The sequence below is a fragment of the Pseudomonas cremoricolorata genome (genome assembly GCF_000759535.1).
GTDB classification, from domain to species: Bacteria; Pseudomonadota; Gammaproteobacteria; order Pseudomonadales; family Pseudomonadaceae; genus Aquipseudomonas; species Aquipseudomonas cremoricolorata_A.
This window is the reverse complement of record NZ_CP009455.1, coordinates 1874295-1889865: the sequence shown is the minus strand read 5'-3', so window position 1 is coordinate 1889865 and position 15571 is coordinate 1874295. Positions and strand designations below refer to the sequence as shown.

The following is a 15571-nucleotide window of genomic DNA, read 5'->3' as shown; positions in this document are numbered from 1 at the left end:
TGGCCGCAGCTTTGCAGAGGTAAGTCTATCCCCATGAACCGCACCGGCCGCGCCCTGACCCTGGGGTGCCTGTTGCTTCTCACGCCCCTGCTGACACTGGCAGAGGAAGGCAACTCGTTGCTGATCCCAGCCACGGGCCGTTGCACGCTCAATACTCAGCCCCAGGACCTCGACAAGGCGCTCAAGGCGTGCGAAAGCACCGCCGACGCCGGCGATGCCGAGGCGCAGTTCGAACTGGGCGAGTACTACCATACGCAGTCACCGCCGCAACTGGACAAGGCCCTGGCCTGGTTCCAGAAGGCCTCGTTGCAAGGCCATGCCGAAGCCCAGTACCGTCTGGGCGGCATGTTCTTCAAGGGTGAAGGGGTCAAGGCCAACAATGTGCAGGCCTACATCCTGCTGAAAATGGCCGCGGTCAACGGCGCCGAGGATGCGCTGGACATGGCGGATGAAGTCAGTGAGCAGATGCCGCGCGAAGAACTCGAGCACGCCACCCAGGTGCTGGGGCAGATCTTCCGCAAATACCTGCTCGAGCTGCAGAACGCCGAAGGTCGCTCGCCTTTCTCTCCCCTGCCCTGAGTGAGTTTGCCGCGTTACCTGTGGCCTCAGCGTTCAGGTACTGGCAGGGGGAACGGCATCACGTTGCCACCGCCCTTGGCTTCACTGATCTTCGCCGTCCCAAGCCGCTCCACCTCGTCGATGCGCACGATCGACTGCAGGGGAACGAAACTGCGCACTACGCCCTCGAACTGAGTCTTGAGCTTTTCCTCACCGGGATCGACCAGCAGTTGGCTACGCTCGCCGAAGACAATTTCTTCGATTTCCAGAAAGCCCCATAGATCGCTCTGGAAAATCTGCTTGGCGTACAACTCGAAGACCTGGCCCTGGTTGAGGAAGATGACTTTATAGATGGCGGGTTCGCGCTTGCTCATGTTCGCTGGACGGTACGTGCTGGAAAAAAGGCCGGGCATCATAGCAGAGCACCGGCCCCTGCAAGCACCGCCGAGCAGTGACAGCGTGACTGTCATGCATGGCATCGACAATGCTCCCTGCTGCCTGCAGGTCCGCCACCGTCTTTCGCTGACCCTTGATCGTTTCAGTGCTTTCGTCCCTGTCACTCAAGGGTTATTCTTCAGCTCACATTCATTGCCGTCGAGCGGCCAAAAACCACCTTGAACGCACCCATACAACCCCATCGTTTCCTCCTCGAGCCCTTCGAGGCCCATCGCTTCGCCAACTTGTGCGGCCAGTTCGACGAGCACCTGCGCCTGATCGAACAACGCCTGGCCATCGAAATCCGCAACCGCGGCAATCAGTTCGAACTCATCGGCGACGCCAAATCCACCTCCGCAGCCGAGCAGCTGCTGCGCCGTCTCTACCGTGAGACCAAGGCGACCGACCTGTCGCCAGAGATGGTGCACCTCTACTTGCAGGAGTCCTCGGTGGAAAACATCGACAACCCGGCCGTCAACGAGGTCAGCGTCTCGCTGCGCACGCGCAAGGGCCCGATTCGCCCGCGCGGTGTCAACCAGCAGCGTTACGTGAAGGAAATCCTCGCCAACGACATCAACTTCGGCGTCGGTCCTGCGGGCACCGGCAAGACCTACCTGGCCGTCGCCTGCGCGGTGGACGCGCTGGAGCGCGAACAGGTACGGCGCATTCTGCTGGTGCGCCCGGCAGTCGAGGCCGGCGAGAAGCTCGGCTTCCTGCCTGGTGATCTGGCTCAGAAAATCGACCCCTACCTGCGCCCGCTGTACGACGCGCTGTATGAAATGCTCGGCTTCGAACACGTGGCCAAGCTGATCGAACGCCAGGTGATCGAAATCGCCCCGCTCGCCTATATGCGCGGCCGCACCCTGAACAACAGCTTCATCATCCTCGATGAGAGCCAGAACACCACGCTGGAACAGATGAAGATGTTCCTCACGCGGATCGGTTTCGGCTCCACCGCGGTGATTACCGGCGACATCACTCAGGTCGACCTGCCGCGCGGCACCAAGTCGGGCCTGACCCACGTCATCGAGGTGCTCAAGGACGTGCCGGGCATCAGCTTCACCCACTTCCAGCCCAAGGACGTGGTGCGCCACCCGCTGGTGCAGCGCATCGTCGAGGCCTACGAGCGCTTCGATGGTCAGCAGAGCGGTGCAGAGGCCACGCGCAAAGATGCTTGAACTCGACCTGCAACGGGCTTCGGCGGCAGCCGCGCCCGATGACGCCGCGTTCCGCCACTGGTGTGAACTGGCCCTGCGCCAACGCAGCGCAGATTCCGAGTTGACTATCCGCCTGGTCGACGAAGCCGAAGGCCGCGAGTTGAACCACACCTGGCGGCACAAGGATTACGCGACCAACGTGCTGTCCTTCCCCGCCGACGTGCCGGATGAACTACTCGACATCCCCCTGCTGGGCGACCTGGTGATCTGCATTCCGGTGGTCGAGCGCGAGGCACACGAACAAGGCAAGGCGCTGGATGCCCACTGGGCGCACCTGGTCATTCACGGCTGCCTGCACTTGCTCGGCTACGATCACATCGACGATGACGAAGCCGAAGAGATGGAAGCCCTGGAACGCACACTGCTGGCGGAACTGGGTCATCCCGACCCGTACGCCGACGACGAACATTCTCCAACCGCTGACTGCAAGGACCACGAGTAACCGCCATGAGCGAAGACCGATCGAGCAACGGGCAAAAGTCCTGGCTGGGTAAACTGACCCAGGCTTTTGCCCATGAGCCGAAAAACCGCCAGGAGCTCCTCGAGCTGCTGCGTGAAGCCCATCAGAACAAGCTGCTCGACAGCGAAGCGCTGGCCATCGTCGAAGGCGCCATTCAGGTCGCCGACCTGCAGGTGCGCGACATCATGGTGCCGCGCTCGCAGATGATCAGCATCAAGGCCGGGCAGACGCCTCGCGAGTTCCTCCCAGCGGTGATCGATGCCGCGCACTCGCGTTACCCGGTGATCGGCGAAAGCCACGACGATGTGCTCGGAATCCTCCTGGCCAAAGACCTGCTGCCGCTCATCCTGCGCGAGAATGGCGACAGCTTCGACATCAAGCAGTTGCTGCGGTCGGCCACCTTCGTGCCCGAATCCAAGCGCCTCAACGTGCTGCTGCGCGAGTTCCGCGCCAACCATAACCACATGGCCATCGTGGTCGATGAGTACGGCGGCGTCGCCGGACTGGTGACCATCGAAGACGTGCTGGAGCAGATCGTCGGCGATATCGAAGACGAGCACGACGTCGAGGAAGACAGCTACATCAAGCCGCTGCCCAACGGCGACTTCCTGGTCAAGGCACTGACCCCGATCGAGCACTTCAACGAGTTCTTCGACGGCGAGTTCTCCACCGAGGACTTCAACACCGTCGGCGGGCTGGTCATGACCGCGTTCGGTCACCTGCCCAAGCGCAACGAGACGACGGAAATCGGCCTGTGGCGCTTCCGCATTCTCAATGCCGACAGCCGACGCATCCACCTGCTGCGCCTGACCCCGATCAACCGTTAAGGACTCCCATGCGCTGGATCACCCGCCCCGGCTGGCCCGGTAACCTGCTGGCCGTGGCGGCTGGCGCTTCGACGCTGCTGGCCCTCTCGCCCTTCGACCTGTGGCCACTGGCGCTGCTGTCGATCGCCGTGTTCTACCTGGGCCTTCGCGACCTGACCCCGCGTCAGGCCATGGCCCGCGGCTGGTGCTTCGGCTTCGGCCTGTACGGTGCCGGCACCAGCTGGATCTACGTCAGCATGACCACCTACGGCGGCGCCTCGCCGCTGCTGGCGGTGCTGCTGTTGCTGGCCTTCTTCGCTGCCATCGCCTGGTTCTTCGCCCTGCCCGCCTGGCTGTGGGCACGCTGGCTGCGGCGCAGCGATTCGCCGCTGGCCGACGCTTTGAGCTTCGCGGCCCTGTGGCTGCTGCAAGAAGCGTTTCGTGGCTGGTTCCTCACCGGTTTTCCCTGGCTGTATGCCGGCTACAGTCAACTGGCCGGGCCGCTGGCCGGGCTCGCGCCGCTGGGCGGGGTGTGGTTGATCTCCTTCGTGCTGGCCTTGAGCGCCGCACTGCTGTGCAACCTGCATCGTCTGCGCGCGCGCCTGCCGACGCTGGCGGCAGGGCTGGCGCTGCTGGTCGCACCCTGGTTGCTGGGCGAGGTGCTGAAGCATCACGCCTGGACGCAACCGTCGGGTGAGGCGCTGCGCATAGCGGCCATTCAGGGTAACGTCGAGCAAGACCTGAAATGGGACCCTGCACACATCAACGCGCAACTGGCGCTGTACCGCGACCTGAGCCTGACGGCAAAGCCGGTCGATCTGCTGGTGTGGCCGGAAACCGCGGTGCCGATCCTCAAGGATCAAGCGCAGGGTTATCTGGACATGATGGGCAGCTTCGCCGCAGGTCGTGACACGGCGCTGATCACCGGGGTGCCGGTGCGCGAAACCGTGCACGGCCAGCGCCGTTACTACAACGGCGTGACCGTGACCGGCGAAGGTGACGGCACCTACCTCAAGCAGAAACTGGTGCCGTTCGGTGAGTACGTGCCGCTGCAGGACATGCTGCGCGGCGCTATCGAGTTCTTCAACCTGCCGATGTCCGACTTCGCCCGTGGCCCGTCCGACCAGACGCTGCTGCAGGCCAAGGGTTACCAGATCGCCCCCTACATCTGCTACGAGGTGGTGTATCCCGAGTTCGCCGCCGGCCTTGCCGCACGCAGCGACCTGCTGCTGACCATCAGCAACGACACCTGGTTCGGCACCTCGATCGGACCGCTGCAACACCTGCAAATGGCGCAGATGCGTGCCTTGGAAGCCGGGCGCTGGATGATCCGCGCCACCAACAACGGGGTCACCGCACTGATCGACCCGTTTGGCCGCATCACCGCCCAGGTGCCACAGTTCGAGCAGGCGGTGCTGTACGGTGAGGTGGTGCCGATGCAGCAACTGACGCCCTACCTGCAATGGCGCTCCTGGCCACTGGCGAGCCTGTGCGCGGTATTGCTGGGCTGGGCGGCGCTAAGCAGACGCAGGGCGCGCACGCCGCACCCTGCGGCAACGCATCAATAGAACAGCCGATACCCCAGCAGGCCGACCGCTTCATTGAGCAGTTGACCGTTCTGCCACAGCGCGCGGCTTTCCGGCAGCAACCCGGCGAAAGGACGCGCGTTGTCGCGGCCAAGGAAACCGACCGGTGCCGGCACCACGCTGAAACCGGCGCGCTCGAAGCTCCAGCGCGCCCGCTGCATGTGCCAGGCCTGGGTCACCAGCACCACGCGCCGTTTGCCCAGGGGCTGCAAAAGGGCTGCGCTGTAGAGGGCGTTTTCCCATGTGGTGCGGCTGGCCCCTTCCTGCCAGGTCACCGGCACGGCAAAGTCGCGCTGCATACCCTCAGCCATCAACTGCGCCTCGCTGGGCGGCGTGCCGTAGTGCAGGCCGCCGCTGGTCAGTACGGGCAGGCCGCTGGCCCTGGCCAGTGCCGCAGCGAAACCCATGCGCTGCAGGGCCAACAGACTTGGCTGGTCGGCACCGCCCCAGGCCGGGTCGCCGCGCTCGCGACCGGCGCCGAGCACGACGATCACATCCGCACGCTCTGCCAACTGCGCCCACTGCTCCAGGGCCAGGGGCGGCTCACTTTCCAGCACGCGCGCCGCCTGCTCCATCACCAACGGCAGGCTCATCAGCAGCAGCCCGCCGGCGCCGCTGAAAAAGCACAGTGCCGCCAGCCGCGGTCGGCGGCGGCGCAGCCACCAGCCGAGCACCAGGAGAATCAGCAGCAGCCCGGGCGGCAGCAACCATTGTTTGATGAAGAACCTGATCGGCATGGCGCACACCTTTGTCGAAGGCCTGCAGCCTAGGAGGATCGGCGCCCCACCTCAAGAGCACGGGAGCCGATCAGATTGAACAGGGTTGTGTATCAAGCGCGGCCCGCCGGACGGCGGGCGCGGTTCACCTGAAGGTCTGCGTGCGCGTGGCAGGTGCGCGCGCCGGACGCTTGCGGTCCTTGAGCCAGATGACTCTGGCAGTGGCGACAGGCGCGCGGTTATCGCGGCCAGCCTGGGCCAAGCGGCCAAGCGCCTGGGTTTCCAGCCAGGTCCTGATCAGCTCGAACTCGGCGGGGCTCAGGCCTCGCAGTTCCAGCTCAGTGGGTGTCTCGTCGCGCAATCGGACGGCAGTCCTGGCGGTTTCCAAGGCCAGGCCAAGACGATCGATCAGGCGTTCATAGACCTCCGGTTCGGTTGTGGTCAGCGGCGAATCTCCCATCCGTACACCTCATTGAAGATAACGATATCTCCCCCCAGCCATGAGCTTAGCGTCACTCGCAAAAGCAGCCGGGCGCCGCGACCAACGGCCCCGGGCATAGATTGGTTAGCCAGCGGCGGCGGCGCTCATGTATGCTACGGCGCTCACTCTCACGACGCCGGAGTGCCGGACGCAGCGAGGTTGCGCTGCCTGGAACAGGGTCCCTTCTCTCTCAGCAAAAAGTAGCCATGCACGAACAATACACGCCCCGTGATATCGAAGCCGCCGCCCAGTCTTTCTGGGATGCGCAACAGTCGTTCGCCGTCAATGAACAGCCAGGCAAGGACACCTACTACTGCCTGTCGATGTTCCCGTACCCGAGCGGCAAGCTACACATGGGCCACGTGCGCAACTACACCATCGGTGATGTGATCAGCCGTTACCAGCGCATGCTGGGCAAGAACGTGCTGCAGCCCATGGGCTGGGACGCCTTCGGCATGCCGGCGGAAAACGCCGCGATGAAGAACAACGTCGCCCCGGCCAAGTGGACCTACGAAAATATCGACTACATGAAGACCCAGCTGATGAGCCTGGGCCTGGCCATCGACTGGTCGCGTGAAGTCACCACCTGCAAGCCGGACTACTACCGCTGGGAACAATGGCTGTTCACTCGCCTGTTCGAAAAAGGCGTGATCTACCGCAAGAACGGCACCGTCAACTGGGACCCGGCCGACCAGACGGTCCTGGCCAACGAGCAGGTCATCGATGGCCGTGGCTGGCGTTCCGGTGCGTTGATCGAAAAACGCGAAATCCCGATGTACTACTTCCGCATCACCGACTACGCCGACGAGCTGCTGGAAAGCCTCGACGAGCTGCCGGGCTGGCCTGAGCAGGTCAAGACCATGCAGCGCAACTGGATCGGCAAGTCGCGCGGCATGGAAGTGCAGTTCCCCTACGACCAGGCCAGCATCGGCCATGCCGGTGCGCTGAAGGTCTTCACCACCCGTCCCGACACATTGATGGGCGCCACCTACGTTGCCGTTGCCGCCGAGCACCCGCTGGCGACCCAGGCCGCTCAAGGTGATGCCGCGTTGCAGGCGTTCATCGATGAATGCAAATCCGGCAGCGTTGCGGAGGCCGACATGGCCACCCAAGAGAAGAAAGGCATGCCCACTTCTCTGCGCGTCGAGCACCCGCTGACCGGCGAAAAACTGCCGGTGTGGGTCGCCAACTACGTGCTCATGCACTATGGCGACGGCGCAGTCATGGCGGTTCCTGCCCACGACGAGCGCGATTTCGAATTCGCCCGCAAGTACCAGCTGCCGGTCAAGGCGGTGGTCCGCACCAGTGCCGGCGACGAGGTCGGCAGCGAGTGGCAGGAGGCCTATGGCGAGCACGGTCAGCTGATCAACTCCGGCGAGTTCGACGGCCTCGACTTCGCAGGCGCCTTCGATGCCATGGAAGCTGCGCTGATCCGCAAGAGTCTCGGCAAGTCGCGCACCCAGTTCCGCCTGCGCGATTGGGGCATCAGCCGCCAGCGTTACTGGGGCTGCCCGATCCCGATCATTCACTGCGCTAGATGCGGTGACGTGCCGGTGCCGGAGGACCAACTGCCGGTCAAGCTGCCCGAGAACGTGGTGCCTGATGGCGCCGGTTCGCCCCTGGCGCGCATGCCTGAGTTCTACGAGTGCACCTGCCCCACCTGCGGCAGCCCGGCCAAGCGTGAAACCGATACCATGGACACCTTCGTCGAGTCGTCCTGGTACTTCGCCCGCTACGCCTCGCCGAACTATGAAGGTGGCATGGTCGACCCGAAAGCGGCCAACCACTGGCTGCCGGTCGATCAGTACATCGGCGGTATCGAGCACGCGATCCTGCACCTGCTGTACGCGCGCTTCTTCCACAAGCTGATGCGCGACGAAGGCCTGGTCACCTCCAACGAGCCGTTCAAGAACCTGCTGACCCAGGGCATGGTGGTCGCCGAGACCTACTACCGCGTCGCCAGCAACGGCGGCAAGGACTGGTTCAACCCGGCCGACGTCGAGATCGAGCGCGATGCCAAGGCCAAGATCATCGGCGCACGCCTGAAGAGCGACGGCCTGCCGGTGGAAATCGGCGGCACCGAGAAGATGTCCAAGTCGAAGAACAACGGCGTCGATCCGCAATCGATGATCGAAGCCTACGGCGCCGACACCTGCCGCCTGTTCATGATGTTCGCCTCGCCGCCTGACCAAAGCCTGGAGTGGTCCGACTCCGGCGTCGAAGGCGCCAGCCGCTTCCTGCGCCGCGTCTGGCGTCTGGCCCAGGGGCACGTCGCCCAGGGCCTGCCTGGCGCACTGGATATCAGCGCATTGGACGATGCCCAGAAAGTCGTGCGCCGCGCCATCCATGCAGCCATTCGCCAGGCCAGCACCGATATCGGTCAGTTCCACAAGTTCAACACCGCCATCGCCCAGGTGATGACGCTGATGAACGTGCTGGAAAAGGCACCGCAGGCCAGCGCCCAGGATCGCGCACTGCTGCAGGAAGGTCTGGAAGCGGTGACCCTGTTGCTGGCACCGATCACTCCGCACATCTCCCATGCGCTGTGGGCGCACCTGGGCCACGCTGGCGCGGTGATCGACGCGACCTGGCCTGCGGTCGACGACAGCGCGCTGGTGCAAGACACCCTGACCCTGGTGGTGCAGGTCAACGGCAAGCTGCGCGGTCAGGTGGAAATGCCGGCCAGCGCCAGCCGCGAAGAAATCGAAGCCGCTGCGCGCAGCAACGAAAACGTCCTGCGTTTCCTCGATGGTCTGACCATTCGCAAGGTCATCGTGGTACCGGGCAAGCTGGTCAACATCGTCGCCAACTGATGGCAACGCCTGCTCGCCAAGGGTGCGAGCAGGCGGAATCGGCCCACAAGGGAGCTACAACATGATCAAACGCAATCTGCTGGTGATGGGCCTGGCCGTCATGCTCAGCGCCTGCGGCTTCCAGCTGCGCGGCACCGGTGCCAATGACCTGAACATCCGCGAACTCGATCTCAGCGCGCGCAACGCCTATGGCGATACGGTCAAGCAACTGCGCACCGCGCTGGAAAACAACGGCGTCAAGGTGTACAGCGGCGCGCCGTACCACTTGGTGCTGACCAACGAGCAGGACACCCAGCGCGCAGCCACCTACACCGGCGGCACCCGCTCGGCCGAGTACGAACTGACCACCGTGGTCAGCTATGTCGTGCAGGGCCTGAACAACGCCGAGCTGCTGTCCGACACGCTGGAAGTGCACAAGATGTACGTGCATGACGGCAACAACATCACTGGCTCCGACCTCGAAGCCCAGCGCGTGCGCAAAGAAATGCGCAACAATGTCGTCCAGGGCCTGATGCTGCGCCTGCAGCAACTGACGCCAGCGCAGCTCGACGAGCTGCAGCGCAAGGCCGACCTGCGCGCCAAGGCCGAGGCCGAGCAGATGGAAGCGGCCCGCCGTGCGCAGGACGCCACGCCCCAGCAATCGCCGATGGAAGTTCCGGCCAATTGAGGCCGAGCGGGGCACTGCGGTGCCCCGCCCTATGTCATGAAGCTTGCCCCCGCCCAGCTCACCAAACACCTGCAAGGCAGCCTGGCGCCGGTCTACGTGGTCAGCGGCGACGACCCGCTGCTGTGCCAGGAAGCCGCCGATGCCATCCGCGTGGCCGCGCGCGCCCAAGGTTTCGATGAGCGCCAGGTGTTCAGCGCCGACGCCAACTTCGACTGGGGCACCTTGCTGCAAGCCGGTGCCAGCCTGTCGCTGTTCGCCCAGCGGCGCCTGCTGGAGCTGCGCCTGCCGTCGGGCAAACCCGGCGACAAAGGCGCTGCTGCATTGATCGAATACTGCAGCAGACCCGCCGAAGACACCGTGCTGCTGATCAGCCTGCCGCGGCTCGATGCCAGTGCCCAGCGCAGCAAGTGGGGCAAGGTGCTGGTGGAAGGTCAAGCGTGCCAGTTCATCCAGATCTGGCCAGTGGAAGCTCGGCAGTTACCGCAGTGGATTAATCAGCGCCTGGCCCAGGCCGGGTTGTCGGCGCAGCGCGAAGCGGTCGATCTGATCGCTACGCGAGTGGAAGGCAACCTGCTGGCCGCAGCGCAGGAAATCGAAAAGCTCAAGCTGCTTGCCGAAGGCAACCAGATCACCGTCGAGACGGTGCAGGCGGCAGTGGCCGACAGCGCGCGCTTCGATGTATTCGGCCTGGTCGATGCGATTCTGGCCGGTGACGCCGGCCATGCCCTGCGTATTCTCGAAGGGCTGCGCGGCGAGGGCGTCGAACCGCCGGTGATTCTCTGGGCACTGGCCCGCGAACTGCGCTCACTGGCAGGCCTGGCCCAGCAGTTCAGCCAGGGCGTGCCGCTGGACAAGGCCTTCAGCCAGGCCAAGCCACCGATCTGGGACAAGCGCCGGCCTTTGGTAAGCAAAGCGCTGCAGCGCCTCTCTGCCCAGCGCTGGGCGCAGCTGCTGCAGGATGCCCAGCGCATTGATGCGCAAATCAAGGGCCAGGCTGAAGGTTCGCCGTGGATGAGCCTGAGCCGCCTGACCCTGCTGATGGCAGGACAGCGCCTGGCACTGCCCGCGCAGTGACCGCAGCGGCGATTGACACATTCAATTGGCCCGCACCCACGCTGCGGCCTAAAGTGCCAGTCGTCTCCCCTCCTGCACAGGACACTGCAATGAGCAAAAAGGCCAGCAAACCCGGCCCGAACAAAGCCAAATCGATCATCGCCCAGCCACTGTTCCGTTGCCGCCAGGAACGCTCTGGCAAGGGCAAAGGTAGCTACCGTCGCGAAGCCTTCCAATCGAGAGATTGGGAGGCTTCTTCCTTTCTGGCGGCATGAAGGCGCAAACCGCACAAGCATGATATGGTCGTCACCTGCCCTGTAATTCCTGGACCTGTGCATGCCTCCCAGTCTTTTCCCTCGCTGGCAATCGCGCCAGCTGATCGCGGCCTCCAGTCTCATTCTGCTCGTGGCCTGCGCGGAAAAACCCACCGCCGCCGATGCGCTACCGCTCCCCCCGGCGCAACCGGCGCCAGTGGTCACGGTGCCGAACGCTCAAGCTGACACCAGCAACGATATCCAGCCCGTTCAGACGTTCGCTCAATGGCAGGCAGGCTTCCGCCAGCAGGCGCTGCAAGCCGGCATCTCCGCCAGCCTGTTCGACCGTGCTTTCCTCGGTATCACGCCGGACATGGACGTGATCAAGGCCGACCGCAGCCAACCCGAGTTCAGCCGTCCGGTGTGGGAGTACCTCGAAGGCGCGCTGTCGCCGCTGCGGGTGCGTAACGGCAAGCGCCTGCTCGAGCAGAACGCCGATCTGCTGGCGCGCCTGGAACAGCGCTATGGGGTCGACCGGCAGATTCTGGTCGCGGTGTGGGGCATGGAAAGCAACTTCGGCCAATTCCAGGGCAGCAAATCGGTTATTCGCTCGCTGGCGACCCTGGCTTATGAGGGTCGCCGTCCGCAGTTCGCCCAGGATCAACTGATTGCCGCCTTGCAGATTCTGCAGAACGGCGACATCCAGCCCGAGGCCATGCTCGGTTCGTGGGCCGGCGCCATGGGCCAGACCCAGTTCATTCCCACCACCTACAACACCCATGCGGTGGACTTCGACGGCGACGGCCGCCGCGACATCTGGAAAAGCACGCCCGATGCCCTCGCCTCCACCGCCCACTATCTTCAAAGCTCGGGCTGGAAGCGTGGCCAGCCGTGGGGCTTCGAGGTACAAGTGCCGGCCGGCTTCGATTACTGGCAGGCCGACGGCGCGCAGCGCAAACCCGTCAGCCAATGGCTGCAAATGGGCGTGACCTTGCCTGCTGGCACGCAGTTGCCGGCTGGCAGCAACGAACTATCCGCCGCATTGCTGCTGCCGGCAGGCGCTCGCGGCCCGGCTTTCCTGGTGCTGGACAACTTCCGCGCCATCCTCAAGTACAACAACTCTTCGTCGTACGCGCTGGCGGTCAGCCTACTCGGCGATCGCTTCTCCGGCTGGGGTTTCATCGGCGGCAGTTGGCCGAAAGATGACCAACCCCTGAGCCGCAGCGAGCGTGTCGAACTGCAGAACCTGCTCAATGCCAGCGGTCACGAGGCTGGCAATGCCGATGGCATCATCGGCGCGAACACGCGCAAGGCGATTCGTACCGCGCAGCAGGCGCTGGGCTGGCCGGCCGATGGCTACCCCACGCACAAACTGCTCGATAGCTTGCGCAGGTAGGCACGCCCGTCAGGCCAGTAGCGACATCACGCGTGGGCTGCCTGGCGGCCCATCGCAGGTAAACCGGGGTGCCCGTCGCTACGACCTGAACAGGCCTTGCTCGAGCGTCAGGGTCTGCGCCGTGCTGTCCAGGCACACCTGGGCGCCCAAGGGCAGGCACAGGTTCGGGTCGCAATGGCCGCTGCGCCAGCCGGCCAGTACCGGTATCTGCAAGGGGTCGAAGATATCCCGTAACAAGGGCGTCAGCGCCGCGACCGTGATGCCGGCGAAATCGCCCACCAATACCCCTTTCAGCCCGGCAAGCTTGCCCGCCAGGCGTAGCTGAGTCAGCAGGCGATCGACCCGATACAGCGGTTCGTTGACATCCTCGATGAACAGCACCGCATCCTCCATATCAAGCTCGGCCAGCGTGCCAAAAGTGGCCCCGAGCATCGACAGGTTGCCCCCCAACAGACGCCCGCTGCCCTGCCCTGCAATGACCGTGCTCAGCGCAAACGCCGCGGGGTGCGCGATTGCGCTACCCGGCTGCAACTGTCCCGACAACTGCTCGATCAGTGAGCTCAGCGTCGGCTCGAGCTTGCCGCCCAGCAAGTCGGCATTGAGCATCGCCCCATGAAAGGTAATGAACCCCGCGTGCCGGGCAATCGCCGTATGCAGTGCGGTGATGTCGCTGTAGCCAATCAGCGGCTTGCGATGGCGTTCCAGCAGCGCGAAGTTGATGCCATCGAGCAGGCGCATGCTGCCGTAGCCGCCGCGCATGCAGACGATGGCATCGACGTCAGGGTCTGCGAAGGCGTCGTGGAGGTCTTTCAGGCGTCGCGCATCGCTGCCCGCCAGGTAGCCATCAGCCTCGCCCACCGAAGGATACAAACGGCACCGGTAGCCCCTGCTGACAAACCACTCGCAGGCCTTGTGCGCATCCAGCCGAGCTGGGCCTGCGGGGGCGATCACGGCAAAACAGGCACCAGGGGTGAGCGCGCGGGGCAGGCGGGTATCGGCGGGCTGAAGACCGGTCATCGGGTGGCTCCACAAGTCAATGCGGCGCAACCAGCGCCGAGGACAATCGATTCAAAAAAAATGCCGACGGCGCCTTTCGGCAGCCCTCGGCATCTTCTACTCAGCGCACGCTCAGAGCTTGATCTTGGCTTCGTGCGCCTGCTGGTCGGCGTGGTACGAGGAACGCACCAGCGGCCCGGAGGCCACGTTCTTGAAGCCCATCTTGTAACCTTCTTCGGCGAACCAGGCGAAGGTGTCCGGGTGCACGAAGCGCTGCACCGGCAGGTGGCTGCGCGACGGTTGCAGGTACTGGCCGAGGGTGAGCATGTCGATGTCATGCTCACGCATGCGGTGCATGACCTCGATGACCTCTTCGTCGGTTTCACCCAGGCCCAGCATCAGGCCCGACTTGGTCGGCACATGCGGCACCAGTTGCTTGAATTTCTGCAGCAGGTCGAGCGACCAGTCGTAGTCAGAACCCGGACGCGCGGCCTTGTACAGGCGTGGCACGGTTTCCAGGTTGTGGTTGAACACATCCGGTGGCTCGGCGGCGGTGATGGCCAGCGCCACGTCCATGCGCCCGCGGTAGTCCGGCACCAGGGTTTCCAACTGCACACCCGGTGACAGCGCGCGGATTTCCCGAATGCAGTCGGCAAAGTGCTGGGCACCGCCGTCGCGCAGGTCGTCGCGGTCAACCGAGGTGATTACCACGTACTTGAGGCGCAGGTCGGCGATGGCCACGGCCAGGTTCTTCGGCTCGTCGGCGTCCAGCGCCTTGGGCCGGCCATGGCCGACGTCGCAGAACGGGCAACGACGGGTGCAGATGTCGCCCATGATCATGAAAGTGGCGGTGCCGCCCGAGAAACACTCGCCCAGGTTCGGGCAGGAGGCTTCTTCGCAAACGCTGTGCAGCTTGTGCTTGCGCAGCAGTTGCTTGATGCGGTCGACCTCCGGCGATACCGGAATGCGCACACGAATCCAGTCGGGCTTCTTCGGCAGCTCATCGGTGGGGATGATCTTCACCGGAATCCGCGCAACCTTCTCGGCACCGCGCAGCTTGACGCCGGCTTCGACTTTCTTGGGCGCCGGACGCGGCGTGACGTCGGTGGTGGCGATGAGGTTCGGCACGGCTTCTTGCACAGTTGTCATATTCAGTCGATTCCGCCCGTGAGGGTCGTCTGCTCTGCGTAGTCGAGGTGTCTGACCAGCTGTTCACGCAGCCTCGTCCTGACCTCGTCGAGTTCGATCGGCCCTGTGTGCTCGCGCAGCTGGGTCATGACCAGCCCGGCATAGCCACAGGGGTTGATGCGGCGAAACGGCGCCAGGTCCATGTCGACGTTCAGCGCCAGGCCATGGAACGAGCAACCGTTACGGATGCGCAGCCCCAGCGAGGCGATTTTCGCCCCGTTGACGTACACGCCGGGGGCGTCGGGCTTGGCCGCCGCTGGCACGCCATAACTGGCGAGCAGGTCGACCAGGCTGCGCTCGATGCGGCTGACCAGTTCGCGCACGCCAATGCCGCGGCGACGCACATCGAGCAGCAGGTAGGCCACCAGTTGCCCGGGGCCGTGGTAGGTCACCTGGCCGCCGCGCTCGGTCTGCACCAGTGGAATGTCGCCCGGCAACAAAAGGTGCTCGGGCTTGCCTGCCTGGCCCTGGGTGAACACTGGAGTGTGTTCGACCAGCCAGACTTCATCCTGCACTGCCGCATCGCGCTGCCCGGTAAATCGCCGCATGGCTTCCAGCACCGGTTCATAGGGCTGCAGACCAAGCTCACGAAAACCCAGGCACGCGTGCATCAGAGCACCATTTTCACGATGCCGGTGGCACGCAGGGCGCTGTTGATGTCGTGCAGCTGATCTTCGCTGGTGGCGACGATGTGCAGTTGCACGGTGGTGTACTTGCCTTCCTTGCTCTGCCGCTCGGCCAGGGTCGAGAGGTCGACTTCGGCGTGCTTCTTGAGGATTTCGATCACCGTATCGCGGAAGTTGACCACGGTGTCGCCGATCACCTTGATCGGATAGTCGGCGCAGGGAAATTCGATTTTATGCGACTTGACGTCTGCTTCGCTCATGGCGGTAACGGCCTCGTAAGCCGTGGCAACAACAAAACCCCCGCAGGTGGGCGGGGGCT

17 protein-coding genes are annotated in these 15571 nt (G+C 64.2%); 10 read left to right on the top strand and 7 right to left on the bottom strand.

Features of this window, described 5'->3' with window-relative positions; all coding sequences use genetic code 11:
• Nucleotides 1–33 precede the first annotated feature (33 nt).
• The gene (locus LK03_RS08280; RefSeq protein WP_038411872.1) at nucleotides 34–579 is read left to right on the top strand and encodes a tetratricopeptide repeat protein; all 546 of its coding nucleotides are present in this window, start codon (nucleotides 34–36) and stop codon (nucleotides 577–579) included.
• Nucleotides 580–605: 26 nt separating this feature from the next.
• Here the strand turns inward: LK03_RS08280 and LK03_RS08275 are convergent, their stop codons facing one another.
• On the bottom strand, nucleotides 606–932 hold the full coding sequence (locus tag LK03_RS08275; protein ID WP_038414653.1) for a DUF1820 family protein: 327 nt from the start codon (nucleotides 930–932) through the stop codon (nucleotides 606–608).
• Nucleotides 933–1172: 240 nt separating this feature from the next.
• Between LK03_RS08275 and LK03_RS08270 the strand changes: the two genes are divergently transcribed.
• From LK03_RS08270 to lnt, 4 genes are read left to right on the top strand one after another with little or no spacing between them, the layout of a single operon-like run.
• The gene (locus LK03_RS08270; protein ID WP_038411871.1) at nucleotides 1173–2171 is read left to right on the top strand and encodes a PhoH family protein; all 999 of its coding nucleotides are present in this window, start codon (nucleotides 1173–1175) and stop codon (nucleotides 2169–2171) included.
• Nucleotides 2164–2652, top strand: a complete 489-nt coding sequence (gene ybeY / locus LK03_RS08265; RefSeq protein WP_038411870.1) for an rRNA maturation RNase YbeY — start codon at nucleotides 2164–2166, stop codon at nucleotides 2650–2652. Before LK03_RS08270 ends, ybeY begins: the two co-directional genes overlap by 8 nt.
• A gap of 5 nt (nucleotides 2653–2657) precedes the next feature.
• Nucleotides 2658–3497, top strand: coding sequence for an HlyC/CorC family transporter (locus LK03_RS08260; RefSeq protein WP_028695526.1), 840 nt, complete (start codon nucleotides 2658–2660; stop codon nucleotides 3495–3497).
• Nucleotides 3498–3505: 8 nt separating this feature from the next.
• Nucleotides 3506–5044 (top strand): apolipoprotein N-acyltransferase, encoded by a 1539-nt coding sequence (gene lnt, locus LK03_RS08255; RefSeq protein ID WP_038411869.1) that lies wholly within the window; start codon nucleotides 3506–3508, stop codon nucleotides 5042–5044.
• Here the strand turns inward: lnt and LK03_RS08250 are convergent.
• Both LK03_RS08250 and LK03_RS08245 read right to left on the bottom strand, forming a co-directional pair.
• On the bottom strand, nucleotides 5038–5799 hold the full coding sequence (locus tag LK03_RS08250; RefSeq protein ID WP_038411868.1) for a YdcF family protein: 762 nt from the start codon (nucleotides 5797–5799) through the stop codon (nucleotides 5038–5040). The two genes, lnt and LK03_RS08250, sit on opposite strands and share 7 nt — an antisense overlap.
• A gap of 124 nt (nucleotides 5800–5923) precedes the next feature.
• Nucleotides 5924–6238, bottom strand: coding sequence for a hypothetical protein (locus tag LK03_RS08245; RefSeq protein WP_038411867.1), 315 nt, complete (start codon nucleotides 6236–6238; stop codon nucleotides 5924–5926).
• A gap of 227 nt (nucleotides 6239–6465) precedes the next feature.
• Here LK03_RS08245 and leuS point away from each other — a divergent pair, with 227 nt between their 5' ends.
• The 5 genes from leuS to LK03_RS08220 all read left to right on the top strand — a co-directional run bounded on the left by leuS (nucleotide 6466) and on the right by LK03_RS08220 (nucleotide 12442).
• The gene (gene leuS / locus LK03_RS08240) at nucleotides 6466–9072 is read left to right on the top strand and encodes a leucine--tRNA ligase (RefSeq protein WP_038411866.1); all 2607 of its coding nucleotides are present in this window, start codon (nucleotides 6466–6468) and stop codon (nucleotides 9070–9072) included.
• Nucleotides 9073–9133: 61 nt separating this feature from the next.
• Nucleotides 9134–9739: an LPS assembly lipoprotein LptE gene (gene lptE / locus LK03_RS08235; protein ID WP_038411865.1), complete on the top strand. Its 606-nt coding sequence runs from the start codon at nucleotides 9134–9136 to the stop codon at nucleotides 9737–9739.
• Nucleotides 9740–9775: 36 nt separating this feature from the next.
• On the top strand, nucleotides 9776–10813 hold the full coding sequence (gene holA / locus LK03_RS08230) for a DNA polymerase III subunit delta (protein WP_038411864.1): 1038 nt from the start codon (nucleotides 9776–9778) through the stop codon (nucleotides 10811–10813).
• An 89-nt stretch (nucleotides 10814–10902) separates the two neighbouring features.
• Nucleotides 10903–11067, top strand: coding sequence for an alternative ribosome rescue factor ArfA (gene arfA / locus LK03_RS08225; RefSeq protein WP_038411863.1), 165 nt, complete (start codon nucleotides 10903–10905; stop codon nucleotides 11065–11067).
• 61 nt (nucleotides 11068–11128) lie between these two features.
• Nucleotides 11129–12442: a lytic murein transglycosylase gene (locus LK03_RS08220; RefSeq protein WP_038411862.1), complete on the top strand. Its 1314-nt coding sequence runs from the start codon at nucleotides 11129–11131 to the stop codon at nucleotides 12440–12442.
• Between the two features lie 78 nt (nucleotides 12443–12520).
• Here LK03_RS08220 and LK03_RS08215 read toward each other — a convergent pair whose 3' ends face one another.
• From LK03_RS08215 to LK03_RS08200, 4 genes are all read right to left on the bottom strand, one after another.
• Entirely contained in the window at nucleotides 12521–13459 is a 939-nt protein-coding gene (locus LK03_RS08215; RefSeq protein WP_038411860.1) for a S66 peptidase family protein, read from the bottom strand.
• A 111-nt stretch (nucleotides 13460–13570) separates the two neighbouring features.
• A complete protein-coding gene (gene lipA, locus LK03_RS08210; RefSeq protein WP_033727674.1) occupies nucleotides 13571–14587 on the bottom strand; it encodes a lipoyl synthase in 1017 nt (338 codons plus the stop codon).
• 2 nt (nucleotides 14588–14589) lie between these two features.
• Complete coding sequence (gene lipB / locus LK03_RS08205; protein WP_038411856.1) at nucleotides 14590–15237, bottom strand: lipoyl(octanoyl) transferase LipB; 648 nt, start codon at nucleotides 15235–15237, stop codon at nucleotides 14590–14592.
• Nucleotides 15237–15512, bottom strand: a complete 276-nt coding sequence (locus LK03_RS08200; protein ID WP_028695514.1) for a DUF493 domain-containing protein — start codon at nucleotides 15510–15512, stop codon at nucleotides 15237–15239. Before LK03_RS08200 ends, lipB begins: the two co-directional genes overlap by 1 nt.
• Nucleotides 15513–15571: the final 59 nt, after the last annotated feature.

Excerpts from the sequence above, each read along its gene's own strand:
- leuS (WP_038411866.1), top strand. The coding sequence starts at position 6,466 with ATGCACGAACAATACACGCCCCGTGATATCGAAGCCGCCGCCCAGTCT.
- lnt (WP_038411869.1), top strand. The coding sequence starts at position 3,506 with ATGCGCTGGATCACCCGCCCCGGCTGGCCCGGTAACCTGCTGGCCGTG.
- arfA (WP_038411863.1), top strand. The coding sequence starts at position 10,903 with ATGAGCAAAAAGGCCAGCAAACCCGGCCCGAACAAAGCCAAATCGATC.
- lptE (WP_038411865.1), top strand. The coding sequence starts at position 9,134 with ATGATCAAACGCAATCTGCTGGTGATGGGCCTGGCCGTCATGCTCAGC.
- holA (WP_038411864.1), top strand. The coding sequence starts at position 9,776 with ATGAAGCTTGCCCCCGCCCAGCTCACCAAACACCTGCAAGGCAGCCTG.
- LK03_RS08250 (WP_038411868.1), bottom strand. The coding sequence starts at position 5,799 with ATGCCGATCAGGTTCTTCATCAAACAATGGTTGCTGCCGCCCGGGCTG.
- ybeY (WP_038411870.1), top strand. The coding sequence starts at position 2,164 with ATGCTTGAACTCGACCTGCAACGGGCTTCGGCGGCAGCCGCGCCCGAT.
- LK03_RS08245 (WP_038411867.1), bottom strand. The coding sequence starts at position 6,238 with ATGGGAGATTCGCCGCTGACCACAACCGAACCGGAGGTCTATGAACGC.
- LK03_RS08200 (WP_028695514.1), bottom strand. The coding sequence starts at position 15,512 with ATGAGCGAAGCAGACGTCAAGTCGCATAAAATCGAATTTCCCTGCGCC.
- LK03_RS08280 (WP_038411872.1), top strand. The coding sequence starts at position 34 with ATGAACCGCACCGGCCGCGCCCTGACCCTGGGGTGCCTGTTGCTTCTC.
- LK03_RS08220 (WP_038411862.1), top strand. The coding sequence starts at position 11,129 with ATGCCTCCCAGTCTTTTCCCTCGCTGGCAATCGCGCCAGCTGATCGCG.
- lipA (WP_033727674.1), bottom strand. The coding sequence starts at position 14,587 with ATGACAACTGTGCAAGAAGCCGTGCCGAACCTCATCGCCACCACCGAC.
- LK03_RS08260 (WP_028695526.1), top strand. The coding sequence starts at position 2,658 with ATGAGCGAAGACCGATCGAGCAACGGGCAAAAGTCCTGGCTGGGTAAA.
- LK03_RS08275 (WP_038414653.1), bottom strand. The coding sequence starts at position 932 with ATGAGCAAGCGCGAACCCGCCATCTATAAAGTCATCTTCCTCAACCAG.
- LK03_RS08215 (WP_038411860.1), bottom strand. The coding sequence starts at position 13,459 with ATGACCGGTCTTCAGCCCGCCGATACCCGCCTGCCCCGCGCGCTCACC.
- lipB (WP_038411856.1), bottom strand. The coding sequence starts at position 15,237 with ATGCACGCGTGCCTGGGTTTTCGTGAGCTTGGTCTGCAGCCCTATGAA.